Below are 24419 nucleotides of genomic sequence, written 5' to 3'. Positions count from 1 at the left end.
ACCGGGGACTATCCCCTTGCGTGCGCGTCGTCGGGGGGAGTCGGATGTCGCCATGACAGATCCCGCGACGACGCCCGAGGCACGCCGGTTCCCCGACCTGTGGGTGGACCCCGAGGACGACCCCCGCCAGCAGTGGGCCGACCCGGTCGGCGAGCTGGAGACCCACTGGTCCTACCTGCGGTCCTACCGCGCCACGATCGAGATGAAGTGCGAAGGGCTCGACGCCGAGCAGCTCGCCCGCCGCTCCGTGCCGCCGTCGACCCTGTCGCTGCTGGGGCTGGTGCGCCACCTGGCCAAGGTGGAGCATTCCTGGTCCCGCCGCGTCCTGCAGGGCGCGATGGACCTGCCGAAGCTCTACGTCGCCGACGGCGGCCCGGACTGGGACTTCGACGGCGCGGTCGCGGACCCTGAGGTCGTCGCGGAGGCGTGGACCTCCTGGCGGCGCGAGACGGCGGCCGCCGACGCGTGGCTCGCCACCCAGACCGACGCGGACATGGGGCGGGTCGTGCCGTTCGACGGCACCAGCTCGACGGTGCGCGACATCCTCGAGCACCTCGTCGAGGAGTACGCCCGCCACGCCGGGCACGCCGACCTGCTGCGCGAGTGCATCGACGGCCGCACCGGCCAGTGACCCCGGCCGCCGGTCGTGCCTGTCGAGACCCTGCCGCGGGTCTCGACAGGCTCGGCCACCGGGCCGCTACGTCGCGGGGACGCTCGCCGTCTCGTCCGCCTGCTCGCGGTCCACGCGCGCCGCGCGGAGGCGGGACATGATGACCGCGCCGAAGGCGATGCCCGCCGCGACGACGGCGATGACGATGCGCACCGCCTGGTTCGCGTCGGCCGGCACGCTCAGCATCACCACGGCAGGCGCGATGAGCACCGACACCAGGTTCATCACCTTGATGAGCGGGTTGATCGCGGGGCCGGCGGTGTCCTTGAACGGGTCGCCGACCGTGTCGCCGATGACGGTGGCGGCGTGCGCCTCGGAGCCCTTGCCGCCGTACGCGCCGTCCTCGACGATCTTCTTCGCGTTGTCCCACGCGCCCCCCGAGTTCGCAAGGAACACGGCCATGAGGACGCCGGCGCCGATCGCGCCGCCGAGGAACCCGGCCAGCGGCCCGACCCCGAGCCCGAACCCGACCGCGATGGGCGCGAAGGCCGCCAGCAGGCCGGGGGTGGCGAGCTCGCGCAGCGAGTCGCGGGTGCAGATGTCCACGACGCGGCCGTACTCGGGCCGCTCCTCGTAGGTCATGATCCCGGGGTGCTCGCGGAACTGGCGGCGCACCTCGAAGACGATCGCGCCCGCCGCGCGGGTCACGGCGTCGATGGCGAGGCCGGAGAAGAGGAACACCGTGGCGGCGCCGAGGATCACGCCCACGAGCGTCACGGGCGACACGATCTCGAAGCTCAGCATGGCCGGGACCAGGCCCGCGCCCGCCTCCGTGACGTCGGCCAGCGCCGTCGACACGGCGTCGGCGTACGAGCCGAAGAGCGCGGTCGCGGCGAGCACCGCCGTCGCGATCGCGATGCCCTTGGTGATCGCCTTGGTCGTGTTGCCCACCGCGTCGAGGTCCGTGAGGATCTGCGCGGCCTCGTCGTCGACGTCGCCGGACATCTCGGCGATGCCCTGCGCGTTGTCGCTCACCGGCCCGAAGGTGTCCATCGCGACGATGACGCCGACGGTCGTGAGCAGCCCGCAGCCCGCGAGCGCCACGAGGAACAGGGACAGCCAGAGCGAGCCGCCGGCGAGCAGGAAGACGCCGCAGATCGCGGCGGCGATGACGCCCGCGGTGTAGACGGCGGACTCGAAGCCCACCCCGATGCCGGACAGCACCACGGTGGCCGCGCCGGTGCGCGACGTCGCCGCGACGTGCAGCGTCGGCTTCGACGTCGTGCCGGTGAAGTAGCCGGTGATCCACAGGATGATCCCGGCGAGCACGACGCCGATGATGACGGCCAGCGACGCGACGACGCGCGGGTCGGCGGTGACCTCGCCGAGCTCGGCGGTGCCGGACAGGTCGGCGAACGACGACGGCAGGTAGACGAACGCGGCGACCGCGGCCAGCAGGGCCCCGACGACGGCGGACAGGTAGAAGCCACGGTTGATGGCCTTGAGGCCGTTCTCGCTGCCCCGCACGCGGGTGACGAGCACGCCCAGCAGCGCGACGAACGCGCCGACGGCGGTGACGATCAGCGGGAAGACGAGGCCCTGCTCCCCCATCACGGCCTTGCCGAGGATGAGGGCGGCGACCAGGGTGACGGCGTACGACTCGAAGAGGTCGGCGGCCATGCCGGCGCAGTCGCCCACGTTGTCGCCCACGTTGTCGGCGATGGTGGCGGCGTTGCGCGGGTCGTCCTCGGGGATGCCCTGCTCGACCTTGCCGACCAGGTCGGCTCCGACGTCGGCCGCCTTGGTGAAGATGCCGCCGCCGACCCGCATGAACATGGCCAGCAGCGCGGCGCCGAAGCCGAAGCCCTCCAGCACGGCCGGTGCCTCCGTGCGGTACACGAGCACGACGAGCGCCGCCCCCAGCAGCCCGAGCCCCACCACGGACATGCCCACGACGCCGCCGGTGCGGAACGCGATCCGTGCACCCTCCGCACGCCCGTCGGGGCGGGTCGAGGCTGCGGCCACCCGCACGTTGGCGCGCACGGCGAGCCACATGCCCAGGTACCCGATGGCGGCGGAGAACGCCGCACCGAAGAGGAACGCGATCGACCGCCCGACCCGGACCCCGCCGTCGCCGGGCAGTGCGAAGAGCAGCAGGAAGACCGCCCCCGCGAACAGGGCCAGCGTGCGGAACTGGCGGTTGAGGTAGGCGGAGGCCCCCTCCTGGACGCCCCGCCCGATCTCCTGCATGCCGGGCGTGCCCTCGGGGGCGGCGAGCACCTGCCGCCGCAGGGTGGCCGCACACACGAGCGCGGCCAGCCCGATGACGGCGATGACCGCGACGATCGTGATGCTGCTGGAACCGAACGTGAGCATCCGTCCTCCTTGACGTGCTTCCTCGACCCGGCGGGACGGCGGTGACCGCCCGTCGGTAAGGTCCCGCCGTCGCCGTTGACGGCGGGATGCGGGGAGTCTACCCACATGTGACGGCCGTCACGAACCACCGTGGAATCCTGGCCCCAACGTTTCCCGTCCGCCGGCCGTCCAAGCGGGTGACGACGGCACGGGAGGGACTGGTGGGTCGACGATGAGTCGCTGGGAGGACGAGCTCGCCGAGCTCGCACGGGCACGGGGCCGCGCCCTGGTGGGGTACGCCTACGTGCTGTGCGGGGACCAAAGGCTCGCGGAGGACCTGGTGCAGGACGCGCTCGTCAAGGTGTTCGCGCGGCTGCGCCGCGGCACCTCCGGGGAGGCGCGGGGCGGCGCGGGCGTGCACCCGCTGGACGGCGGCGGGACGAGCGAGGCGTACGTGCGGCGCGCGATCCTCACGCTCTTCCTCGACGAGCACCGGCGCACGAAGCGCTGGGCGGCGGCGCGGCCGCTCGTGGCCACCGCCGACCGGACCCGCGGCGCGGCCTCGGGCGCGACGGCGCGGGCGGACGTCGCCGCCGCGCTCGGCCGCCTGGCCCCGCGCGAGCGGGCGTGCGTCGTCCTGCGCTACCTCGAGGACCTCACCGTGCCGCAGGTGGCCGACGCGCTCGGCCTCGCGCAGGGCACCGTCAAGCGCTACCTCGCCGACGCGACGGCGACGCTGCGCGACGTGCTGCGGGTCGCCGACGACGGGACCGGGCGCACCACCACCACGACCACGGGACGGAGGGCCGGACGATGAGCACGAACCGCGCGCGGGACGACTGGGCGGACGCCCGCACCGACGAGACGCTGCGCCGCGAGCTGGACGCCCTCGCCGGCCTGGGCGCGTCGGCCTCGGGCCTCGACGACGCGCTGGGATCGGTGCGCCACCGGGTGCGACGACGGCGCACCGCCAAGCAGGCCGGCATCGGCGCCACCGTGCTCACCGTCGCCGCCGGGCTGGCGCTGGGCGGCGCCGCGCTGCTGCCCGACGCGCCGCAGCCCCTGCCCGGCCCGGCGACCAGCCCGACGCCCACGCCGTCGCCCTCGGGCGAACCCTCCCCGGACACGGGCACGGGGACCGCCTCCCCGCCCGAGACTGCGGGCACCGCGACGGGCTACCAGCCGGCGTGGCTCGAGGGGACCGACCTGGAGTGCGGCATGCGGTTCGACGACCTGCCGGGGAACACCGACGGCCGCCGGCTCGAGCTCCTCGGGGAGCCCGCGCTCGAGGACGACACCAGCGCCGACGGCACCGAGACCGTCCGGACCTGGCGCGCACCCACCCGGCTGACGGTCGAGCAGGCGGCCGACGCCGGGCACCGGGTGAGCGCCCCCACGCTGCTGTGGCAGCTGGGTGCCCGTGTCGTCGACGTCGGTATCGACACCACCGAGCCGGGGATGGACCAGGTGGGCGACGCGCCCGCCGCACGTGACGCCGAGGACACGCCGCTCAGCACCTGCGATCCCGACCCCCGCGCGGTGGACGGTGTCACGACCGACGAGTTCCGGACCGTGCTCGGCGCCGGGACGTACCAGGTGCGCGCGTTCGTGCAGCTGTGGTCGCCCGACCTCACGGACGTCGAGCTCGTCCTGTCCGACCCGGTGACCGTCACGCTCGAGGACCCGGTCGCCGGGGCGGGAACCGCGCGCGCCCCCGCAGGGACGTCGGACGCGAGCGGCCCGGAGTGCTCGGCCCGCGGGCTCGACCTGCCGGACCCGGACGTCGCGGACCTCCCGGAGGCGGCGCAGGTCACCGTGGTCTCGCTGTTCGACGCCGCCCGTGCGTGCGACGACGAGCGGCTGATCGAGCTCGCCGAGGCGCCCCGGCGGGTCGACGAGAACTGGGGCGCGCGCTCGCCGCGCGAGCTCCTCGAGCTGCCGGGGGCGGAGGAGACGGAGGACGTGTACGCGATCCTCGCGCGGCTGCTGTCGGGGACGCGGGTGTGCGCCGTCGAGCCGGTCGGCGACGACGGCGTCCAGCGCGCGTACGGCTGGCCGCGCATGTCCATGGGCGGCGGCTGCCCCTCGGCCGAGGCCGACTGGCAGGCGGCGGTGGGCGCCGGCGCGATCACGCGGCAGGAGTCCGACACGATGCGCGCGGCGGGACCGGACGGGTACGAGGGGTGGCGGCTGACCGTCGACGGGGACGGCAGGTGGATGCAGCTCGTCGACGGCTGGCTGGGGCCGCGCGGCGACTGAGCGGCCCGCCGCGCGCTCCGGTCACGTGGAAAGATGACGGTCATGCCCGACGTCGTCCCCGCAGCCGCCCGCGCCCACACCGAGGACCTGGGGGCGTTCGTCTCCGCCTCGCCGTCGTCGTACCACGCCGCGCAGGAGGTGGCCCGCCGCGCGGAGGCCGCCGGCTACGTCCGGCTGGACGAGACGTCCGCGTGGGACGTCGTGCCGGGCGGGCGCTACGTCGTCGTCCGCGACGGCTCGGCGATCGCCGTCGCGGTGCCGCCGACCGCCGGCGCGACGACGCCGTTCACCATCCTCGGGACGCACACCGACTCCACCGGGTTCAAGCTCAAGCCGAAGCCGACCACCGGCCGCGACGGCTGGGTGCAGGCCGGCGTCGAGGTGTACGGCGGGCCGCTGCTCAACTCGTGGCTGGACCGCGAGGTGGAGCTCGCCGGCCGCCTCGTCACCTCCGACGGCACGGAGCACCTGGTGCGCACCGGGCCGATCGCGCGCATCCCGCAGCTCGCGATCCACCTGGACCGCTCCGCGAACGAGGGGCTGACGCTCGACAAGCAGCGGCACACGCAGCCCGTCGTCGGGCTCGGCGACGTGTCGCAGGCCGACGTGCTGGCGGAGCTCGCCGCCGCGGCCGACGCGAGCATCGCCGCGTCCGACGTGCTCGGTTACGACGTCGTCCTGGCCGAGACGCAGCCCCCGCGCGCGTTCGGCATCGGCGCGGCGCTGTGGGCGTCGCCCCGCCTGGACAACCAGCTCTCGACGCACGCGGCGATCACGGCGCTGCTCGGCGTCGCGCCGGAGGACCTCACGGGGATCGGCGTCGTCGCGGCGTTCGACCACGAGGAGATCGGCTCGGGCTCGCGCTCGGGCGCGGCCGGCCCGTTCCTGGAGGACGTGCTGCGGCGCGTGTCGGCCGGGCTGGGTGCCTCGGAGGACGAGCGGGCGCGGGCGTTCGCGGCGTCGCTGTGCGTGTCGTCCGACGTCGGCCACGCGGTGCACCCGAACTACCCGGAGCGGCACGACCCGGCGAACCACCCGCACGCGGGCGGCGGCCCGATCCTCAAGATCAACGCCAACCAGCGCTACGCGACGGACGCGCACGGGGCCGCCCGCTGGCAGGCCGCGTGCGCCACGGCCGGGGTGCCCAGCCAGGAGTTCGTCTCGAACAACACGGTGCCCTGCGGCTCCACGACCGGGCCGATCACCGCGACGCGCCTCGGCATCCGCGTCGTCGACGTCGGCGCCGCCATCCTGTCGATGCACTCGGCGCGCGAGCTCACCGCCGTCGTCGACCCCTGGTACCTGTCCCGCGCGATGCAGGCGGTCCTCGCCGGCTGACCCCCCGTCGTGGTGAGTGCCGTCAGCGCAGGCCGAGCTTGCGGGTGCAGTGCGGCCACTGCCCCCAGCCGGCGCGGTCCTGCAGGATCTGCGCGCGCTTGGTCTGCTCGGACTTGCCGTGGCGGTGCGGCAGGCCCTTGCCGCCGACGGCGTGCCAGGTGCGGCCGGTGAACTGGTACATGCCGTAGAACCCGTTGCCCGTGTTGGTGCGCGGGTTGCCACCCGACTCGCAGCGCGCGAGCTGGCCCCACACGTTGCGCTTCGTGATGCGGCTGGTGGAGATCCAGCCCGTCCTGCCGCCGGGCACGCGCACCTTGACACGGTTGGTGTCGCGGCCGGTGGTGCGGGCCAGGACGGTGACCTTGGTACCGAGGCGCGCCTTGGTGACCTTCGTCGAGCGCGAGCCGATGTCCTTGGTCAGCGTGACCTTCCCCTTGGTGTACCGGGTGCCGGACACGTCCTTGAGCTTGGTCGCCGTGACGGCCTTCTTGGACACCCAGCCGACCTTGCCGGCGGGCGTGCGCACCTGGAGGCGGTGCGTGCCGCGGTCGAGGACGCGGAGCCGCGTGCCGTCGTCGGGCCGGGCGACGGTCCGGGACTTGCTGGACGGGGTCTTCGTCATGGGGGCCTTGTTCCACTTCACCCAGCGGACGCCGCCACCGCCGGCGGCGGTGCGCACGGACTGCGTGACGGCGGACGCGGGGGCCGCGGAGGCGGGGCTCGCAGCGGCCGCGGCCGGTACCACCATGGCGGAGGTGACGAGCGCGCCGGCGACTGCGGCCACGACGGAACGACGGGGGGTGGATCGAGGCATGCGTACCAGGGAACGATGTCACGATCGGATAACAAAACCCGTTCGGGAATGCTCACGCCCTCTTCACCGGATGCGGACGCCATCCCGGGTCAAACGGCGACATCACGCCACTACCGCACGCTTCGCCCATGGGCTGACATGCCCGAACTGCGCCTCAGGCGCGGCGGCGACGGCGCACGAGCAGCAGTGCGGCCCCCGCGCCGAGCAGCGCGGCCGCGGCGACGACCAGCCCTGCCACGGTCGCGCCCGTGCGCGGCAGCTGCGCGACGGCGTCCGTCGTCCCGTCGGCCTGGTCCCCCGCCAGCGCGACCGCCTGCTCCGGGGCGTCGGCGTCGACCAGCGGCAGCGCGCCGCCCGCGACGTCGTGCGACGACCCCGTCGCCTGGGGGCGTGACGCCGAGGGCTCGTCCGCGGGCGCGGGCTGCGTGTCGTCATCGGACGCGGCGCCCGGCGTCTCGGGCTCGCCGCCGGGGACGGCCGGCTCCTCGGTCGTGTCCTCCCGCGGGGGCGTGACCGGGGACGGGGTCTCGGGACCGGGCGCCTCGACGTCGGGCGTGGACGGCGTCCCCGTGGCCGGGGGCGTCGAGGGCTCGGGGGTCTCGGACGCCTCGGGGACCGACCCGGTGGCCGGCGTGCACACCGGCTCCTGCCCACCCTCGCCGAAGTGCTCGTTGTAGCCCTCGACCTGGACCCAGGTGATGCACAGCTCGGCGGGGACCTCGCCGAGCACCGCGGACCACGGCAGGAACTGCTTCCCGACGTACGCCCCCGAGGGCCTCTGGTTGAGGGTCTCGAAGTGGATGCCGGCGCCCTGCTGTCCCGCCCCTGGCGTCGTGTACCGGATGTTGACGTGCCCGCCGTCGCGGAAGGCGTCGCCCGCGGGCAGGGTGAGCCCGTCCGCCGTGACCTGGTAGGGCGGCTCGTCGTCGGAGCCGCCGGCGGCAGCCGGCCCGGCGGAGATCAGGAGGAGGGCGGCGGCGGTCGCCGCGACGGTGGCATGGCGCATGAAGGGGTCCTTCGTCGGAGTCGGGGGTGCGGCCGGGCCCCGGGAGACGGAGCGGCCTGCAGCCGAAAGATCCTAGGGTCGATCCGTCGGGGAAATGCGTCTTTCGCATGATTTCAGCCTGATGTCGGGACAAACTTCACCCTCCTGCCGTGCGTCCGTCGGCACGACCGCGCGCCCTGCGCGCGGTGCGAGACTGTCGCCCGTGCCCGCCGCCCCCGACCTCGAGCCCGAGCAGCACCCGCTGCTCGACGTGCTCACCGCGCACGGCGCGCGGGCGGACCGGCTCACGCACGTGCGCACCTTCCCCGCGCGCGCCGGGGTGACGTCGGACTGGCCGGCCTGGGCGGACCCGGGCGTGGTCGACGGCTACCGCACGCTCGGTGTCGACCGCCCCTGGGCGCACCAGGTCGAGGCCGCCGACGCCGCCCGGTCCGGGCGGCACGTCGCACTCGCGACGTCGACCGGCTCGGGCAAGTCCCTCGCCTTCTGGCTGCCCGCGCTCACGGCGGTGCGCCGGGCCGAGCCCGCCACCGTGCTCTACCTCTCCCCCACCAAGGCGCTGGCAGCCGACCAGCTCGCGGGCCTGGAGCGGCTGGTCGCGGGGATGCCCGGGACGCGCCCCCGCGTGGCGACCTGCGACGGCGACACCCCCACGGAGGAGCGTCGTTGGGTGACCGAGCACGCCGACGTCGTGCTCACCAACCCCGACTTCCTGCACTTCTCGCTGCTGCCCGGCCACCGGCGGTGGGCGCGGCTGCTGCGCGGGCTCCGGTACGTCGTCGTCGACGAGGGGCACGCGTACCGCGGCGTCTTCGGGGCGCACGTGTCGCTCGTGCTGCGTCGGCTCACCCGGCTGGCGGCCCACTACCGCCCCCTGTCGGACACCCAGCTCGCCGGGGTGGGCGCGGCGTCCGACCGCCAGGCAGCCGCGGACGGGTCGGACGCGCCGCGCGCCGGCGCCGACCCTCGGTCCGACAGGTCGCCCGTGTTCGTGGTGGCCAGCGCGACGACGGCGGAGCCCGCGGCGAGCACGGCGCGGCTGGTGGGGGTGGCGCCCGAGGACGTCGTCGCGGTCACGGCGGACGCGTCGCCGGCAGGGCGGCGCACGTTCGCGCTGTGGCAGCCTCCGGAGGTGGCGGGGTTCGAACGGTCGCGGGCCACGGGCGAGGCGCCGTCGCACGACGACGACCCGTGGGCGCTGCCCGACCCGCTCGACCCGACCCACTCCGAGCACGAGGCGGAGGCCGTGCTCACGACCCGCGGTGCCGCGGAGCACCCGCGCCGCTCGGCCACCGCCGAGACGGCCGACCTGCTCGCCGACCTCACGGCGCACGGCGCACGCACGCTCGCGTTCACCCGGTCGCGGCGGGGGGCGGAGTCGGTGGCGCAGCAGGCGCGTGACCACCTGCGACCGGTGGCCGCGGGGCTGGAGGCACGGGTGGCGAGCTACCGCGGCGGGTACCTCCCGGAGGAGCGCCGCGAGCTGGAGGAGGCGCTGCGCACCGGCGAGCTGCGCGGGCTGGCCACGACCAACGCGCTCGAGCTGGGCGTCGACATCTCGGGGCTCGACGCCGTGCTCGTCGCGGGCTGGCCGGGCACCCGCGTGTCCCTCTGGCAGCAGGCGGGGCGCGCCGGGCGAGCCGGCGCCGAGGGCCTGGTCGCGTTCGTCGCGCGCGAGGACCCGCTGGACACGTACCTCGTGACCCACCCCGAGGCGGTGTTCGACGCCGCGCTCGAGGCCACCGTCTTCGACCCGGCCAACCCGCACGTCCTGGCGCCGCAGCTGTGCGCCGCCGCGCAGGAGGTGCCGCTGCGCGCCGACGACCTCGCCGCCTTCGGGGACCCGGTGGCGGTGCGCGAGGTGCTCGACGTGCTCGTCGCCCGCGGCGCGCTGCGACGCCGCCCCTCCGGCTGGTACTGGACGCACGCGCAGCCCGCGTCGGCGATGGCCGACCTGCGCGGGACGGGCGGGCGGCCCGTGCGCGTGGTCGAGGCGACGACGGGGCGGCTGCTCGGCACCGTGGACGCCGGGTCGGCGGACGGGCAGGTGCACGACGGCGCGGTGTACGTGCACCAGGGCGCGACGTTCGTCGTGGATCATCTGGATCTCGCCGAGCACGTGGCGCTCGTGGTGCGCAAGGACGTGGAGCACGGCACCTGGTCGCACGAGGTCATGGAGATCGCGATCGACGAGGAGGGGCACCGGCCGGTCGAGGGCCGCGACTGGGGCCCCGTGCGGTGGGGCCTGGGCCCGGTGGAGGTGACGAGCCAGGTGGTGAGCTTCCAGCGCCGCCGGCTGCCCGACATGCAGGTGCTCGGCACGGAGGCGCTCGACCTGCCGTCGCGCACGCTGGCCACGACCGCCGTCTGGTGGTCGGTGCCGGACTTCGTGCTACGCGCCGCGGGGATCTCCGCGGACGAGACGCCGGGCGCGCTGCACGCGGCCGAGCACGCGTCGATCGGCCTGCTGCCGCTGCTGGCGACGTGCGACCGGTGGGACCTGGGCGGCGTCTCGACGGAGGTGCACCCCGACACCGGGGAGGCCACGGTCTTCGTGTACGACGCGTACCCGGGCGGCGCCGGCTTCGCCGAGCGCGGGTACGAGCTGGGCGCGCGCTGGCTGCGCGCCACCCGCGACGCGATCGCCGCGTGCGCCTGCGCGGAGGGGTGCCCGGCGTGCGTCCAGTCGCCCAAGTGCGGCAGCGACAACGCGCCCCTCGACAAGTCCGCGGCCGTGCGCTTGTTGGATGCCGTGCTGAGCCACGCGCCAGCGGAACCTACCATCGTGAGGTGACTACCGAGATCGACCTCGCCGAACGCCGCCGTTCCCGCGAGGACACGCGCGTCGACCCAGCCAACTCCCGCTCGTGGCTGCTGCTGTCGGCACTGCGCGACGACATGTTCGACGCCGCCCAGCTCTCCCGCGCCGACCAGGTGATCCTCGACTGCGAGGACGCGGTCGACGACAGCCGCAAGGACGAGGCCCGTCAGAAGGTGCTCGACTGGTTCTCCGCGGGCGGCCGCGCCTGGGTGCGCATCAACGAGCGCGGCTCGCAGGCGTGGGCGGACGACGTCCGCGCCCTGTGGGACTCGAAGGGCCTGCGCGGCGTCATGCTCGCCAAGACCGAGTCGCCCGACCAGGTGATCGACACGGCCCAGCGGCTCGGCGGCAGCGTGCCGGTGATCCCGCTGGTCGAGTCCGCGCTGGGCATCGAGGACGCCGTGAGCATCGCGCGCGCCCCCGGGGCCTTCCGCCTCGCGTTCGGCTCCGGGGACTACCGCCGGGACACGGGCACCGCCAACGAGTCCCTCGCGATGGCGTACCCGCGCTCGCGCCTCGTCACCGCCAGCCGGATCGGCGGGCTGCCCGGCCCGATCGACGGCCCCACCGTCGGCACCAGCCACTCGCTGCTGCGCGAGCAGTCGGCGGACGGCGTGGCCCTCGGCCTCACCGGCAAGCTCTGCCTGGACCTGGAGACGCCGGCCGTCATCAACGAGTCCTTCAGCCCGTCCAGCGCGGACGTCGCATGGGCGATCGACTTCCTGGCCGACTTCGAGGCGTCCGGCTCCGTGATCCGCGACGGGTCGGACAAGCCCCGCCTGGCCCGCGCCCGCAAGATCAGCGAGCGCGCCGCGCTGTTCAACGTCAACCCCTCCTGATCCCGGCCCCGGCCGCACCTCGGTCCCGGCACGCCTCACGGCGATGCCCCAGGCCGAGGTGCAGGCTCGGTCCCGGCCGCCGGCTCGCGGCCGGGTGCCGCGCCGGGTCTCGGCCCGGCGCGGGCGTGCGCCGTGGCGTCGCCGAGCGACCCCGCCCACGGCCCGACGTCCGGGCCGAGGGCGGCACGCGACGCCCGGACGCCGACCGTGCCGCCGTCCTCCGGGACGCACGCCATCACCTGCCCGCCGTTGCGGTGCACGGCCTCGGCGGCCGTCGCGCAGGGGTCGGCACCCTGCCGCCACGCGGTCGCGGCGGCGAGCGCACCCAGGTCCGCGGCGGCCTGGGCCGCACCTCGCGCCCGCTGCGCGGCCCCCAGCGCGCCGACGGCCAGCGCGAGCAGCACGACCACCGACGTCAGAGCGAGCACGACGACGGTCCCCGCGCCGCGCTCCCGGCTCGCGGACGTCCCGTCCTGCTCCGCCCTGGATTCGCGCGTCCTGCCGCCGCCCGCTGCGCCACCGTGTACTCCGCCACCGTGTGCTGCGCCGCCGTGTGCTGCGCCGCCGCGCGACCTGCCCTCGCGCGTCGCGTCGCACGCGGCGCTCACGGCTCGACCCACGCCGTCGCGTCGCCGGACGCCCGTACGGGCGCTCCGGCGAACCAGCCGCCCACGACCGGCCGCGTCACTGAGACGCGCACCCACGTGCCGTCGCGCGTGACGGCCAGCTCGGCGTCGTCGCCGCCGACCTGCGCGACGGCGTGCCGGGCCGCCGCGTCGTCCTCCCCGATGGCGTAGGCGCGTGCCCCGGCCCGGGCCGCGTCCAGGGCGCGCATCTGCGCCGTGGACGCGGCCGCGAGGCTGAGCACCGCGACCAGCAGGAGGACCACCACCGGCAGGCCGACGGCGAGCTCGGCCGTCACCGCACCCCGCTCGCCGTCGGCTCCCGGCGGCCGTCCCCCGTGGGCACGCGCCGGGCGTGCCCTTCTGCTGCGGTGCGGGCGCATCAGACGGACAGCGCCGAGCTGATGATGTTCTCCAGCAGACCGCGGACGGTGTCGCTCTTGAGCACCGCGATGAGCAGGCCGGCGAACCCGACCGCCGCCACGGTGGCGACGGCGTACTCCGCGGTGGCCAGCCCCGCCTCCGGATCCGGGTGGGCAGGCGCCGCCTCGGTCCCCCGGCCCCGGCCGCCGGTCGCGCCGACCTCCGGCGCCGTCCCCGGCACCTGCTCGCCCTCGGCCGCCGCGCGGCCGTCGTCCTCGTTCGTCATGGCTCCTCCGTGTTCCTCTCGTGGGTGTTCCTTGCGGTGTCCTTCGCGCGACCTGGCCCGGACGGTCCGGGCCGGTCGTGCCGCGTCCACCCGGCCGGGCGGGCGCGGCGGACCCGGGCGGCGCCCGGGTCGTCGTGGGCCGGGCACGGTCACCCGGACAACAGGTCGACGCCCAGCGCGAGCAGCACGGGCACGAGGCCGATCAGCACGAACGCGGGCAGGTAGCACGCGCCGAGCGGCAGCACGAGCCGCACGGCCAGGCGCGCCGCCGCCGTGCGCGCGGCCCCACGCCGCGCACGCAGCAGCTCCTCGCCCGCGGCCCGCAGCGCGCCGGACGGGGACGCACCGTCGGTCCAGGCCCCGCGCAGCGCCCGGTGCGCCGGGCCGAGCCGGTCCGGGGCGTCGCGCCACGCGCCCTCCCAGTCGGCGCCGAGGCGTAGCGCGTCCGCCGCCGCGCGCAGGGCCACGCCGTCGGGCGACCTCGAGCCGGACGCCCCCGACCACGACGCGCCGTCGAGTGCCGCGCCCGTCGCCTCGACGGCGCGGGGCACCCCGGCTCCCGCGCGCAGGGCGGCACCGAGGAGCTCCAGCACGACGGGCACGTCCACGGGATCCGCAACGCGCCCGTCGGCGTGGGTGGGCGCGCGACCGTCCAGGGCCAGGCACGCCACCCGCCTGTCGGCGGCACCGCGCGCCAGCCACCAGGGCAGGAGCGCGAGCAGCACGGCCGCCGCGACCGTCCATGCGGCCGCCGCGAGCGTGAGCGCGCCGGGCCCGGCCGAGATCTCGGTCATGTCGCCCCCTCCCCCGCAGCCCGGGCGGCCGCGACCAGCCGGCGGGTCCACACCCACCCGGCCGCGAGCAGCAGGAGTCCCAGGCACACCGCGACGGATCCGACCCCACCGTCGAGCGCCGTCGCCAGCGGGTCGGCGCCGAGCACCCAGCCGAGCGCCGCTCCCAGCAGCGGCAGCCACATCAGCACGCGCGCGGTGGCGCGCGGCCCGGCCAACGACGCCTCCCGCTCCCCGCGGGCCTCCGCCTCGGCCACCAGCGCCCCGGACACGGCGTCGAGCACCGACGCGAGCGGGGCCCCACGTCACGGGACAGCACCGCCGCGGCCACCACCGACCGGGCATGCCCCGCCCCGCCGACCACCGGCGCCAGGGCCGCCAGGTCAGGCACGCCGGTCGCGTCGACGGGCACCGCGAGCGCGCGCGACCAGGCCGCCGCGGGCGGCGCCCCGGACCGCAGCAGCGCCATCACCTGCGCGACGGCGACCCGCACCGCGTCCGCCTCCGTCGACGCGTCCCGTCCGCGGCGCCGCAGCGCCCCCGACCGGCGGCGACGCGGGACCGAGCGGCGCGCGAGGCGGTCCGCGCGGCGTCCGCCGCGTCCCAGCACCAGCCACGCGGCGAGCGCCACCCAGAGCCCGACGGCCGGCGGGCCCGCCCCGAGCCCCGCGGCGAGTCCGGTCACGACGACCACCGCCCCACGAGCTCCTCCCACGCGCCGTCGGGCCGAGGGTCCGCGCCCGGCGACCACTCGGCGGCACGACGGACCGTGAGCCGGCCGTCGCCGTCCCGCCCGACCAGGCCGATCTCGGCCAGGTGGCGACGGCCGCCACGCCGCCGCAGGTGCAGCACCACGTCGAGGGCGGCGGCCGCCTGCGCGGCCACGGCGTCCCGCGGCATCCCGGCCAGGGCCGCGAGCGCCTCCAGCCGCGCGGGGACGTGCTCGACGGCGTTGGCGTGCACCGTCGCCATCCCGCCGTCGTGGCCGGTGTTCATGGCGAGGAGCAGCTCACGGACCTCGGCGCCGCGGCACTCGCCGACGACGATCCGGTCCGGCCGCATCCGCAGGGCGCCGCGCACCAGCTCGGTGAGGGTGACCTCCCCGACGCCCTCGACGTTGGGGCGCCGGGCTGCGAGCGACACCACGTGCCGGTGCCGGGGCGCGAGCTCGCGGGCCTCCTCGACCACGAGCACCCGCTCGGCGGGCGGCACCAGCGAGAGCAGCGCGGCGAGCAGCGTGGTCTTCCCGGTGCCGGTGCCGCCCGTGACGAGCAGGTTGGCCCGGCCGGTGACGAGCGCGTGCAGCACGGCCTCCCACCGCGGCGGCAGCCCGCCCCCGGCGACCAGGGTCTCCACGGAGTGCGCCGCCTGCCGCAGCACCCGCAGCGCGATCACCGCGCCGGCGGGGGCGACCGGCTCCACGACGGCGTGCAACCGTGTGCCGTCGGGCATGCGCGCGTCCACGGTCGGGGCGGCGTCGTCCAGGCGCTGCCCGGCGACGGCCGCCATCCGCACGGCGAGTGCTCGCACGGCGTCGGGGGTGCCGAGGTCGAGGTCCACCCGCCGGAGCCCGTCGCCGCGGTCCACCCAGACGTCGTGCGGCCCGTTGACGAGCACGTCGGTGACGTCGGGCGCGTCGAGCAGCTCCTGCAGCGGCCCGGCGCCGGTGAGCTCGGCCCGGGCCGCGCGCGCGAGGTCGGTCAGCGCCGCCGACCCGAACACGCGCCCGGTGGCCTGGAGGGCCACCCGCACGGCGGCGTCGTCGAGCGCCGTCCCGGACGGGCCGACACGGGCCCGCACGTCGTCGAGCAGGTCGCGGTCGACGAGCGCTCGTCCCGTCACGACGCACCTGCCAGCGCCGTCACGAGCGAGGCCGCGGCACGACCGAGCGGGGTCCGCCTCCCGACGGGTGGCCCGTCGCCGCGGTCGACGGCGGCGGCGAGGCGGGGGTCCGCGCGCACGGTCGCGGCCACCGGGAGCCCGACGGCGTCGCCCAGGGCAGCCGCGTCGACGCGACCGGGTGCGGGCCGCCGCGCGACGAGCCACGGGTCCCGCACGCCGAGCTCGACCAGCTCGGACCACGTCGCCAGCGCGCCGGCGACTCCGGGCGCGGTGCACGGCGCGACGAGCAGCACCGCGTCGGCGGTGGCCACGAGCATCCGCGCGGCCGCGGTCCACGCGGCGGGGCGAGGCAGGTCGAGCACCACCGTCTCGCCGCCGCGCAGCACCCCGGTGCAGACGTCCACGACCACCGCGTCGTCGGGGCGGGCGGGGCTCAGCCGTGCACCGGAGAGCACGGGTACCGCACGCCAGCGGGGCAGCGCGGCGACCAGCCCGACCCCGTCCACGTCCCCGCGGGCGGCGGCGAGCTCGGGCCAGCGTGCCCCGGGCTCGTCCTCGATGCCGAGCAGCACGTCGACGCCGGGGCCCGGCAGGTCGAGGTCCACGAGGACCGCGCCCTCCCCCGCCCGCCGGAGCCCCTGAGCGAGGGCCGCGGCCAGGGTGCTCACCCCGGCGCCTCCGCACGCGCCGACGACGGCGACCGTGCGGCGCCCCCGCCCCGGTGCCCAGGGCGCGGGCCCGTGCGGCGGCCAGGTGGTCGTCGGCCGGGTGGTCGTCGGCCCGGGGTCCGTCGGCACGGTGCTCGGCGGCCGGGGCAGCGTGCGGGTGGGTGCGTCGTCCATGCGCCCCAGGCTCGTCCGCACCGCGGACCCGCCGGGGTCGCGCGCGACGATCTGTGGACGGCGGTCGCCTGGGGGCGCGTTCCGTGCCGCGTCAGGCCGCGGCGGCGTCCTCCTGGACGGGCGCGACGTCGTCGGCCCGACGCCCCCGCTCCCGCTCGGCGCGCAGCGCCGGCAGGAAGCACAGGACACCCAGCACGCTGAACGCGCCGCCGAGCATCATCGCGAGCGGCGTCGACCCGCTCTGCGCCACCCAGCCCAGCGCGGGCGACGCGACGGCGTACGACGCGAACCCCACCATCGACGCCATGGACAGCACGGTGGAGCGGTTGTCGCGGCGCGCCTCGCGGTGCAGCAGGGCGTTGTAGCTCGGCCCCGAGCTGCCGTGCAGCCCGTAGGTGACGAGGTAGGCGACCACCAGCATCGTGGGGCCGCCCGCCAGCCCCATCCACACGGCGCCGAGTCCGTTGAGCACGCGGGCGGCCATCGCCGTGCGGGCCACCCCGAACCGGCGGCTGGCGAGGCCGCACAGGGCCGCGCCGAGGGCGAAGGCCCCCCACCCGATCGACGCGACCGGACCCATGACGGCGCCCGCCGCCGCCTCGCCGCCGAGCAGCTCCGCCATCCGGATGGGCTGCAAGGACTCGAACACGACCATCGCCGTCGCCGCGAAGAGCTCGACCAGGAGCAGGCCGCGCAGCACGCGGTTGTCGCGCGCGAGCCGCAGTCCGGAGGCGACGACCGCGGGCATCTGCCGGGCGGAGGCGGCGGTGGACCACAGCGCCGCGCGCCAGCGGTGGCGTCGCGCCGGCACCGCGCCCGTGCCGACGGCGGCAGGGCGACGCGGCACCTCGCGCACGAGCATCGCGACCATCACGAGGTGCACCACCGCCAGCACCGCGTACGTCGCGTACGGGAGCGCGAGCGCCGACCACCCGGTGAACGGGTGCCACCAGACGAGCCCGCCGGAGACGAGCGCGCCGAGGGCGATCGACACCCCGAGCACGGTGCCCTGGTGCGCGAGCGTGCGGTCGACGTCGGCCCCGGGGTGCTTCGCGTGCACGGCGTCGACGAACCACGCCTCCAGCGGACCGGAGTCCAGCGCGCGGAACATGCCCATGAGCGCGGCCGCGACGACGAACGCCCAGACCGACTGCGCCAGCAGGAACGTGGTGGCGGCCAGGACCTGCACCACGGCGGAGGCGATGAGCATCGGCCTCCGCCCGACCGCGTCGGCGGTGCCGCCGGTCGGGAGCTCGAGCGCGAACACGACGAGGCCCGTCACGGAGGCGAGGGTGAGCGTCTGGGCCACGGTGAGGCCGCGCTCGATCGGCAGCAGCGTCGTGACGGTGACGACCAGCCCGACGGGGAACCACCGGGTGGCGGTGAGCAGGAGGAAGACGCGCTGCGGGCTCATGACTCGTCGTTGCTCTCCGAGGCCCGGTCGACGGCGGCCGGCACGTCGTCGGCGTCGAGCGGGAACAGGAACCGCCACAGGTGCAGGCGCCGCGCGCGGGGGTCGCCGGTGCCGACGCGCAGGTACCTGTTGACCACGGCCTCGAGCTCCTCCGCCATCGCGGCCGCCTGCTCGGGCGTGACGTCCACCCAGGTGTCGGTCATGCCGGCGACGTCGGTCCACTCCTTCGGCCAGCTCTCGGCGACGTCGAGCCAGTGGGCGTAGCTCGTGTCGAACTGGCGGTGATAGTCGCGCACCAGCCAGCCGAGCGCCGTCTGCGCGTCCTCGTCGCCGCCGAAGTCGGAGTCTCGCCATCCGTGGCTCTGCGTGGCCGCCTGCCAGAGGCGCTCCTTGCCGCGCCCCTCCTCGGTGTCGGTCACGAGACCGACGGACTCCAGCTTGCGGAGGTGGTAGCTGGTGGCGCCGGTGTTGGTGGACAGCTCGGCCGCGAGCGCCGTCGCCGACGCCGGGCCCCCGCGCCGCAGCGCGCCGAGCAGCCGCGAGCGCAACGGGTGTGCGAGGACCTTGGCGGCCTCGGCAGTCAGCTCGAGGTGGGTGTACGGGCGCTCCGGCGTCGGTTCCATGCGTGCACAGTAACCATGCACAACTCTTGTGCACAAGGCTTCTGCACAAGAGTTGTGCATGAATTCCGGCTCGACGCGGCGACCCGCACGGCTAGGCTCGCCCCGTGACCGACCAGCGACCCGGACCGCGCGAGGCGGCACCGGCGACACCCCGGGCGCGCGTCGCGGCCTTCTTCGACCTCGACAAGACGATCATCGCGACGAGCTCGTCGGCCGCGTTCTCCAAGCCGTTCTACGCCGGAGGCCTCATCACGCGCGGCGACGTGCTGCGCAGCGCGTACGCGCACCTCCTCTTCTACGCCGGCAACGCCGACGCCGACCAGACGGAGCGGATGCGCAAGCACCTGTCCGAGCTCGCCACCGGCTGGGAGGTGAGCAAGGTGCAGCAGATCGTCGCCGAGACGGTGCACGAGCTCATCGACCCGTACGTCTACGCCGAGGCCGTCGAGCTCATCGCCGAGCACCACGAGCTCGGGCACGACGTCGTCATCGTGTCCGCCTCCGGCACGGAGCTCGTCGAGCCGATCGCCACCGTGCTCGGGGCCGACCACGTCGTCGCCACCCGCATGGCCGTCGAGGACGGCCGGTACACCGGCGAGATCGAGTTCTACGCCTACGGGGAGCAGAAGGCCGAGGCCGTGCGCGAGCTCGCCGCCCGGCGCGGCTACGACCTCGAGCGCAGCTACGCCTACTCCGACTCCGTGACGGACGCGCCGATGCTGGGCGCCGTCGGGCACGGCTTCGCCGTCAACCCCGACAAGACGCTGCGCCGCGTGGCCGCCGAGAACGGCTGGGGCGTGCTCACGTTCTCCCGCCCCGTGGCCCTCCGCTCCGCGATCCGTCCGCCCGCCGTGGCCCTCGCCGCGGGCGGCGTCGTCCTCGCCGGTGTGGCCGCCTGGCTGCTCCGGCGCTGGTGGCGGCGTCGGCACGCCTGAGCGCTTGCAGGACCGCCCGGGCGGGCGTTCCATGGAGGGAGACAGCCGGACGCGGGACCCACGCTAAGGAAGTCCCCGGTTGAGGACCCACTCGGTGGGAACGACCCCGCCCAGTGATCGGACCAAGCGCCTGCTACCCGCGTCCGGGCTGGCGAGAGCGGCGCTCGGACGACACGTCTCCCGGGCGCCGTCCTCGTGTCGGCTCACCGGTCCCGGTCGCGCCACTCCGCCGCGAGGATCCCGTAGGTGTAGCCGTCCACCCACCCCAGCTCGTCGTGCCACGAGTCCTGCACGCCGTGCTCCTCGCGCCGCATGCCCACCTTCTCCATGACGCGCCACGACGCCGTGTTGGCGGCGAAGCAGCCGGCCGTGACCCGGTGCAGCCCCAGCTCGGCGAACGCGGCCTCGAGCAGACCGCCCGCGATCGCGGTCGCGACGCCGCGGCCCGCGTACGCCGGGTCGACCAGGTAGCCGAGGGACCCCTGGGCCCCGCGCCAGACGTCGCCCTGCGACTGCCCCATGGCGTCGCTCACGGACAGCGTCCCCGTCCCGACGACGGCGCCGTCCAGGTCCGCGACGGCCGCGTGATCGGTCGGGTCGTCCACGGACGCGAGCCAGGACGCGCGGAACCGCTCCGGGTCCACCTGCGTACGCAGCAGCCAGCGCGTCACGTCGGGCCGGTTGCGCCACGTGAGCACCTGGTCCAGGTCGGCGGACGTCGGCGGGCGCAGCACGATCGGGCCCGACCGTCGCGGCCACGTCACCTCGGGGGTCGTCATGATGCACGTCTACCAGGCGCGACGGCGGCGGGCCCACGGCTTTTCGTCGCCACCCGGGCACCCGGCGAGGCGGGCGACGACCGATCCGCCGACCTTTTTGCAAGGAGTGCGGCCGAACCGTGGGACGGCGTGACCCCGGTCACGCGCCAGGTCTAGACTCCCGACGGCGGGCCCTGCGGGGCGCCGCCGTCCCCGGGGTCGCGACGCGCCGTCGTTCGCCGGGGAACGCACCAGCGACGATGCGCACCGGAGGTAAGCGTGCCAGAGAACGAGACCACCGCCCCCAGCCTCGAGAACCTGTTGCACGAGACGCGAGCGTTCCCGCCCAGCCCCGCGTTCGCGGCGCAGGCGAACGCCCAGCCGTCCCTGTACGAGGAGGCCGCGGCCGACCGGCTCGGGTTCTGGGCCGACCAGGCACGGGAGCTGGTCAGCTGGTCCACGCCGTTCACCCAGACGCTGGACTGGTCCGAGGCCCCGGTCGCGAAGTGGTTCGCCGACGGGAAGCTCAACGCCGCGTACAACGCGGTGGACCGGCACGTCGAGGCCGGGCTCGGCGACCGGGTCGCCCTCCACTTCGAGGGCGAGCCGGGCGACACCCGCACTGTCACCTACGCGGACCTCCAGCGCGAGGTCTCCCGCGCCGCGAACGCGCTCACGTCGCTGGGCGTCACCAAGGGCGACCGAGTCGTCGTCTACCTGCCGATGCTCGTCGAGTCGGTCGTCGCGATGCTCGCGTGCGCCCGCATCGGAGCCCCGCACTCCGTGGTCTTCGGCGGCTTCTCCGCCGACGCGCTGCGCAGCCGCATCGCCGACGCCGAGGCGAAGCTGGTCATCACGGCCGACGGCGGCTACCGCCGCGGCGCGCCGTCCGCCCTCAAGCCCGCCGTCGACGCGGCGCTCGCACCCAAGGACGGCGAGCCCGCGACCACCGTCCAGCACGTGCTCGTCGTGCGCCGCACCGAGCAGGACGTCGAGTGGACCGACGGCCGCGACGTCTGGTGGCACGACGCCCTGGAGCAGGCCGACCCGGTGCACGAGCCGGTCGAGGTGGACGCGGAGCACCCGCTGTTCATCCTGTACACGTCGGGCACCACGGGGAAGCCGAAGGGCATCCTGCACACCACGGGCGGCTACCTGACGCAGGCGGCGTACACGCACAGGAACGTCTTCGACCTCAAGGCCGAGAGCGACGTCTACTGGTGCACCGCCGACATCGGCTGGGTCACCGGGCACTCGTACGTCGTGTACGGCCCGCTGACCAACGGCGCCACCCAGGTGATCTACGAGGGCACCCCGGACACCCCGCACCGCGGCCGCTGGTGGGAGCTCGTCGAGAAGTACAAGGTCTCGATCCTCTACACCGCCCCCACCGCCATCCGCACCTGCATGAAGTGGGGCGAGGACATCCCCGCCGGCTTCGACCTGTCGAGCCTGCGCGTGCTCGGCTCGGTGGGCGAGCCCATCAACCCGGAGGCGTGGATGTGGTACCGCCGCGTCATCGGCGGCGACACGGCACCCATCGTCGACACCTGGTGGCAGACCGAGACGGGCGCGATCATGATCAGCCCGCTGCCCGGCGTCACCGCCACCAAGCCCGGCTCGGCACAGGTGGCCCTGCCCGGCATCGTGGCCGACGTCGTGGACGACGAGGCGCGCTCCGTGCCCGACGGCGGCGGCGGGTACCTCGTGCTCTCCGAGCCGTGGCCGTCCATGCTGCGCGGCATCTGGGGCGACCTCCAGCGCTTCAAGGACACGTACTGGTCGCGGTTCGAGGGCCTGTACTTCGCCGGCGACGGCGCGAAGAAGGACGAGGACGGCGACATCTGGCTGCTCGGCCGCGTGGACGACGTCATGAACGTCTCCGGCCACCGCCTGTCGACGACGGAGATCGAGTCCGCCCTCGTCTCGCACGACGTCGTGGCCGAGGCCGCCGTGGTCGGCGCCAACGACGAGACCACCGGCCAGGCCGTCGTGGCGTTCGTGATCCTGCGCGGCGAGCACGCCGACCGCGCGTCCACCCCCGAGGGCGCCGAGGAGGTGCAGCAGGAGCTGCGCAACCACGTCGCCAAGGAGATCGGTCCGATCGCCAAGCCGCGCCGCATCCTCGTCGTGCCGGAGCTGCCCAAGACCCGGTCCGGCAAGATCATGCGCCGCCTGCTGCGCGACGTCGCCGAGAACCGCACCGTGGGCGACGCGACCACGCTCGCCGACTCGTCGGTGATGGACCTCATCTCCGCGGGCCTCGCCAAGCCGTCGGCGGCCAACGAGGACTGAGACCGGCACGACAGGCCGAGCCTGCCGGGACCGCACCGTCCCGGCAGGCTCGGCCTAAGCGTTTCATCGGCCTGACCGGCTCCGGCACCTCGACCAGGGTGGGACCGCACGCGCAGCGCGTGCCGAGTCGCACGAGAGACGAGGACGTCCCGCCATGCAGCGCTCACCCCACCCACCCCTTCCTCCCGGCACGACGACCCGCCGTGCGGCGCGGCGCGTCGTCCCGGCGGCGGTCGCCGCGGCCGCGCTCGCGGCCGGCGCGGCGGCCACGTTCGTCGCGACCGCGGCCGACGCCCGGGCCGACACCCCGCCCGGCATCCACGTCGCCGACGGCCGCGTCGTCGAGGCCGACGGCACCGACCTCGTGCTCCGGGGCGTCAACCACGCGCACACCTGGTACACCCAGCAGACGGCGTCGTTCGCGGACATCAAGGCCGCGGGGGCCAACAGCGTGCGGGTCGTCCTGTCCAGCGGCGACCAGTGGACCCGCAACAGCCCGGAGGACGTCGCCGACGTCGTCGACCTGTGCGAGGAGAACCAGCTGGTCTGCATCCTCGAGGTGCACGACACCACCGGGTACGGCGACACGTCCGCGCCCGCCGCCGCCACCCTCGACCAGGCGGTCGACTACTGGGAGGACCTGTACCCGACGCTCGCGGGCACCGAGGACTTCGTCGTGGTGAACATTGGCAACGAGCCGATGGGCAACGACGACGCCACCAACGAGACCTGGGGCAGCGCGACCTCCGACGCCATCGTGCGGCTGCGCGACATCGGGTACGAGCACGCGCTCGTCGTCGACGCGCCCAACTGGGGCCAGGACTGGAAGAACTACATGCGGCCCGCGGCCGCCGACGTGTTCGCCTCCGACCCCGACGCCAACACGATCTTCTCGATCCACATGTACAGCGTGTACAACCAGCACCAGACGGTGACGGACTACCTCGAGTTCTTCGTGGACGCGGGGCTGCCGATCATCGTCGGCGAGTTCGGCTGGCAGCAGACCTCCGCCGACGTCGACGAGGACTGGGTGCTGTCGGAGGCGGAGCGCCTCGACCTGGGCTGGCTCGCCTGGTCGTGGAGCGGCAACACCGACCCGTACCTCGACATGGTGCTCGGCTTCGACGCCACGAACCCCAGCGCGTGGGGCACCCGGATCATCGACGGCGCCGACGGCCTGCGGGAGACCGCCGTCGAGGCGTCGTGGTTCGGCGGCGGCACCGAGCCGACCGACCCGCCCACCGACGACGCCTGCACCGCCACGGTGCGGGTCGTCGCCTCGTGGTCCGGCGGCTGGCAGGGCGAGGTGATCGTGACGGCCGGCGACGCCGCCGTCGACGGCTGGGACGTCGCGTTCGCGCTGCCCACGGGCGTCACGGTCGCCCAGGTCTGGGGTGGCGAGGCGACGTCGGACGCCGACGGCGTCCACGTGACCCACGCCGCCTGGAACCGCACGCTCGCCGCGGGAGCCACGGCGACCGCCGGGTTCATCGGGACGGGGAGCGCGCCGTCCGCCGCGCCGACCGCCACCTGCACGACGAGCTGACCCGCCCGGACGCCGACCATGCGGTGGCGCACGTTCTGACGGTCCAGAACGTGCGCCAC

22 protein-coding genes are annotated in these 24419 nt (G+C 75.6%); 9 read left to right on the top strand and 13 right to left on the bottom strand.

All coding sequences use genetic code 11. The features are described from left to right. The first annotated feature begins 52 nt into the window (after window positions 1–52). Window positions 53–631: a DinB family protein gene (locus ACFQ8E_RS20400; protein ID WP_430552392.1), complete on the top strand. Its 579-nt coding sequence runs from the start codon at window positions 53–55 to the stop codon at window positions 629–631. A 66-nt stretch (window positions 632–697) separates the two neighbouring features. On the opposite strand, the gene ACFQ8E_RS20395 is transcribed toward ACFQ8E_RS20400, so the two are convergent. Next, window positions 698–2986: a sodium-translocating pyrophosphatase gene (locus tag ACFQ8E_RS20395; RefSeq protein ID WP_430552391.1), complete on the bottom strand. Its 2289-nt coding sequence runs from the start codon at window positions 2984–2986 to the stop codon at window positions 698–700. Window positions 2987–3197: 211 nt separating this feature from the next. Between ACFQ8E_RS20395 and ACFQ8E_RS20390 the strand changes: the two genes are divergently transcribed. From ACFQ8E_RS20390 to ACFQ8E_RS20380, 3 genes are read left to right on the top strand one after another with little or no spacing between them, the layout of a single operon-like run. Continuing rightward, entirely contained in the window at window positions 3198–3782 is a 585-nt protein-coding gene (locus ACFQ8E_RS20390) for a sigma-70 family RNA polymerase sigma factor (protein ID WP_430552390.1), read from the top strand. Then, complete coding sequence (locus ACFQ8E_RS20385) at window positions 3779–5224, top strand: hypothetical protein (protein WP_430552389.1); 1446 nt, start codon at window positions 3779–3781, stop codon at window positions 5222–5224. Before ACFQ8E_RS20390 ends, ACFQ8E_RS20385 begins: the two co-directional genes overlap by 4 nt. A 42-nt stretch (window positions 5225–5266) precedes the next feature. Next, entirely contained in the window at window positions 5267–6562 is a 1296-nt protein-coding gene (locus tag ACFQ8E_RS20380) for a M18 family aminopeptidase (RefSeq protein ID WP_430552388.1), read from the top strand. A gap of 22 nt (window positions 6563–6584) precedes the next feature. Here ACFQ8E_RS20380 and ACFQ8E_RS20375 read toward each other — a convergent pair whose 3' ends face one another. Together ACFQ8E_RS20375 and ACFQ8E_RS20370 are read right to left on the bottom strand one after the other, a co-directional pair. Then, window positions 6585–7376: a transglycosylase family protein gene (locus ACFQ8E_RS20375; protein ID WP_430552387.1), complete on the bottom strand. Its 792-nt coding sequence runs from the start codon at window positions 7374–7376 to the stop codon at window positions 6585–6587. Window positions 7377–7530: 154 nt separating this feature from the next. Beyond that, window positions 7531–8382 (bottom strand): LPXTG cell wall anchor domain-containing protein, encoded by an 852-nt coding sequence (locus ACFQ8E_RS20370; RefSeq protein WP_430552386.1) that lies wholly within the window; start codon window positions 8380–8382, stop codon window positions 7531–7533. A 202-nt stretch (window positions 8383–8584) separates the two neighbouring features. Here ACFQ8E_RS20370 and ACFQ8E_RS20365 point away from each other — a divergent pair, with 202 nt between their 5' ends. Further along, window positions 8585–11176 carry a DEAD/DEAH box helicase gene (locus tag ACFQ8E_RS20365; protein ID WP_430552385.1) on the top strand — a complete coding sequence of 864 codons (2592 nt, stop codon included), beginning with the start codon at window positions 8585–8587 and terminating at the stop codon, window positions 11174–11176. Beyond that, entirely contained in the window at window positions 11173–12042 is an 870-nt protein-coding gene (locus ACFQ8E_RS20360) for an HpcH/HpaI aldolase/citrate lyase family protein (protein ID WP_429765942.1), read from the top strand. Before ACFQ8E_RS20365 ends, ACFQ8E_RS20360 begins: the two co-directional genes overlap by 4 nt. Window positions 12043–12077: 35 nt before the next feature. Here ACFQ8E_RS20360 and ACFQ8E_RS20355 read toward each other — a convergent pair whose 3' ends face one another. The 9 genes from ACFQ8E_RS20355 to ACFQ8E_RS20315 form a co-directional block, all read right to left on the bottom strand. Then, window positions 12078–12650 carry an Rv3654c family TadE-like protein gene (locus ACFQ8E_RS20355; protein ID WP_430552384.1) on the bottom strand — a complete coding sequence of 191 codons (573 nt, stop codon included), beginning with the start codon at window positions 12648–12650 and terminating at the stop codon, window positions 12078–12080. Further along, window positions 12647–12964, bottom strand: coding sequence for a TadE family type IV pilus minor pilin (locus ACFQ8E_RS20350; RefSeq protein WP_430552383.1), 318 nt, complete (start codon window positions 12962–12964; stop codon window positions 12647–12649). The genes ACFQ8E_RS20355 and ACFQ8E_RS20350 overlap by 4 nt, the downstream gene beginning before the upstream one ends. 83 nt (window positions 12965–13047) lie before the next feature. Next, the gene (locus ACFQ8E_RS20345) at window positions 13048–13314 is read right to left on the bottom strand and encodes a DUF4244 domain-containing protein (RefSeq protein ID WP_430552382.1); all 267 of its coding nucleotides are present in this window, start codon (window positions 13312–13314) and stop codon (window positions 13048–13050) included. 149 nt (window positions 13315–13463) lie between these two features. Beyond that, on the bottom strand, window positions 13464–14108 hold the full coding sequence (locus ACFQ8E_RS20340; RefSeq protein WP_430552381.1) for a type II secretion system F family protein: 645 nt from the start codon (window positions 14106–14108) through the stop codon (window positions 13464–13466). Next, window positions 14105–14389, bottom strand: a complete 285-nt coding sequence (locus ACFQ8E_RS20335) for a hypothetical protein (RefSeq protein ID WP_430552380.1) — start codon at window positions 14387–14389, stop codon at window positions 14105–14107. Before ACFQ8E_RS20335 ends, ACFQ8E_RS20340 begins: the two co-directional genes overlap by 4 nt. A 397-nt stretch (window positions 14390–14786) precedes the next feature. After that, entirely contained in the window at window positions 14787–15947 is a 1161-nt protein-coding gene (locus ACFQ8E_RS20330; protein ID WP_430552379.1) for a TadA family conjugal transfer-associated ATPase, read from the bottom strand. Then, window positions 15944–16789, bottom strand: coding sequence for a septum site-determining protein Ssd (ssd, locus tag ACFQ8E_RS20325; protein ID WP_430552378.1), 846 nt, complete (start codon window positions 16787–16789; stop codon window positions 15944–15946). The genes ACFQ8E_RS20330 and ssd overlap by 4 nt, the downstream gene beginning before the upstream one ends. Window positions 16790–16880: 91 nt before the next feature. After that, window positions 16881–18203, bottom strand: a complete 1323-nt coding sequence (locus ACFQ8E_RS20320) for an MFS transporter (protein ID WP_430552377.1) — start codon at window positions 18201–18203, stop codon at window positions 16881–16883. Further along, window positions 18200–18826, bottom strand: coding sequence for a winged helix-turn-helix domain-containing protein (locus ACFQ8E_RS20315; protein ID WP_430552376.1), 627 nt, complete (start codon window positions 18824–18826; stop codon window positions 18200–18202). The genes ACFQ8E_RS20320 and ACFQ8E_RS20315 overlap by 4 nt, the downstream gene beginning before the upstream one ends. A gap of 104 nt (window positions 18827–18930) precedes the next feature. On the opposite strand from ACFQ8E_RS20315, the gene ACFQ8E_RS20310 reads away from it, so the two are divergent. Then, window positions 18931–19761, top strand: a complete 831-nt coding sequence (locus ACFQ8E_RS20310) for an HAD family hydrolase (RefSeq protein WP_430552375.1) — start codon at window positions 18931–18933, stop codon at window positions 19759–19761. A gap of 203 nt (window positions 19762–19964) precedes the next feature. On the opposite strand, the gene ACFQ8E_RS20305 is transcribed toward ACFQ8E_RS20310, so the two are convergent. Further along, a complete protein-coding gene (locus ACFQ8E_RS20305; protein ID WP_430552374.1) occupies window positions 19965–20540 on the bottom strand; it encodes a GNAT family N-acetyltransferase in 576 nt (191 codons plus the stop codon). A 258-nt stretch (window positions 20541–20798) separates the two neighbouring features. On the opposite strand from ACFQ8E_RS20305, the gene acs reads away from it, so the two are divergent. After that, entirely contained in the window at window positions 20799–22814 is a 2016-nt protein-coding gene (gene acs / locus ACFQ8E_RS20300) for an acetate--CoA ligase (protein WP_430552373.1), read from the top strand. A 154-nt stretch (window positions 22815–22968) separates the two neighbouring features. After that, window positions 22969–24360, top strand: coding sequence for a cellulase family glycosylhydrolase (locus tag ACFQ8E_RS20295; RefSeq protein ID WP_430552372.1), 1392 nt, complete (start codon window positions 22969–22971; stop codon window positions 24358–24360). The last annotated feature ends 59 nt before the right edge of the window (window positions 24361–24419 follow it).

Origin of the sequence: Isoptericola sp. NPDC056573 (assembly GCF_042793335.1) — a bacterium.
GTDB lineage: Bacteria > Actinomycetota > Actinomycetes > Actinomycetales > Cellulomonadaceae > Isoptericola.
Note: the sequence above shows the minus strand (reverse complement) of the source record. Positions and strands in the feature narration are given on the sequence as shown.

Excerpts from the sequence above, each read along its gene's own strand:
- ACFQ8E_RS20400 (WP_430552392.1), top strand. The coding sequence starts at position 53 with ATGACAGATCCCGCGACGACGCCCGAGGCACGCCGGTTCCCCGACCTG.
- ACFQ8E_RS20395 (WP_430552391.1), bottom strand. The coding sequence starts at position 2,986 with ATGCTCACGTTCGGTTCCAGCAGCATCACGATCGTCGCGGTCATCGCC.
- ACFQ8E_RS20390 (WP_430552390.1), top strand. The coding sequence starts at position 3,198 with ATGAGTCGCTGGGAGGACGAGCTCGCCGAGCTCGCACGGGCACGGGGC.
- ACFQ8E_RS20385 (WP_430552389.1), top strand. The coding sequence starts at position 3,779 with ATGAGCACGAACCGCGCGCGGGACGACTGGGCGGACGCCCGCACCGAC.
- ACFQ8E_RS20380 (WP_430552388.1), top strand. The coding sequence starts at position 5,267 with ATGCCCGACGTCGTCCCCGCAGCCGCCCGCGCCCACACCGAGGACCTG.
- ACFQ8E_RS20375 (WP_430552387.1), bottom strand. The coding sequence starts at position 7,376 with ATGCCTCGATCCACCCCCCGTCGTTCCGTCGTGGCCGCAGTCGCCGGC.
- ACFQ8E_RS20370 (WP_430552386.1), bottom strand. The coding sequence starts at position 8,382 with ATGCGCCATGCCACCGTCGCGGCGACCGCCGCCGCCCTCCTCCTGATC.
- ACFQ8E_RS20345 (WP_430552382.1), bottom strand. The coding sequence starts at position 13,314 with ATGACGAACGAGGACGACGGCCGCGCGGCGGCCGAGGGCGAGCAGGTG.
- ACFQ8E_RS20340 (WP_430552381.1), bottom strand. The coding sequence starts at position 14,108 with ATGACCGAGATCTCGGCCGGGCCCGGCGCGCTCACGCTCGCGGCGGCC.
- ssd (WP_430552378.1), bottom strand. The coding sequence starts at position 16,789 with ATGGACGACGCACCCACCCGCACGCTGCCCCGGCCGCCGAGCACCGTG.
- ACFQ8E_RS20320 (WP_430552377.1), bottom strand. The coding sequence starts at position 18,203 with ATGAGCCCGCAGCGCGTCTTCCTCCTGCTCACCGCCACCCGGTGGTTC.
- ACFQ8E_RS20315 (WP_430552376.1), bottom strand. The coding sequence starts at position 18,826 with ATGGAACCGACGCCGGAGCGCCCGTACACCCACCTCGAGCTGACTGCC.
- ACFQ8E_RS20305 (WP_430552374.1), bottom strand. The coding sequence starts at position 20,540 with ATGACGACCCCCGAGGTGACGTGGCCGCGACGGTCGGGCCCGATCGTG.
- ACFQ8E_RS20295 (WP_430552372.1), top strand. The coding sequence starts at position 22,969 with ATGCAGCGCTCACCCCACCCACCCCTTCCTCCCGGCACGACGACCCGC.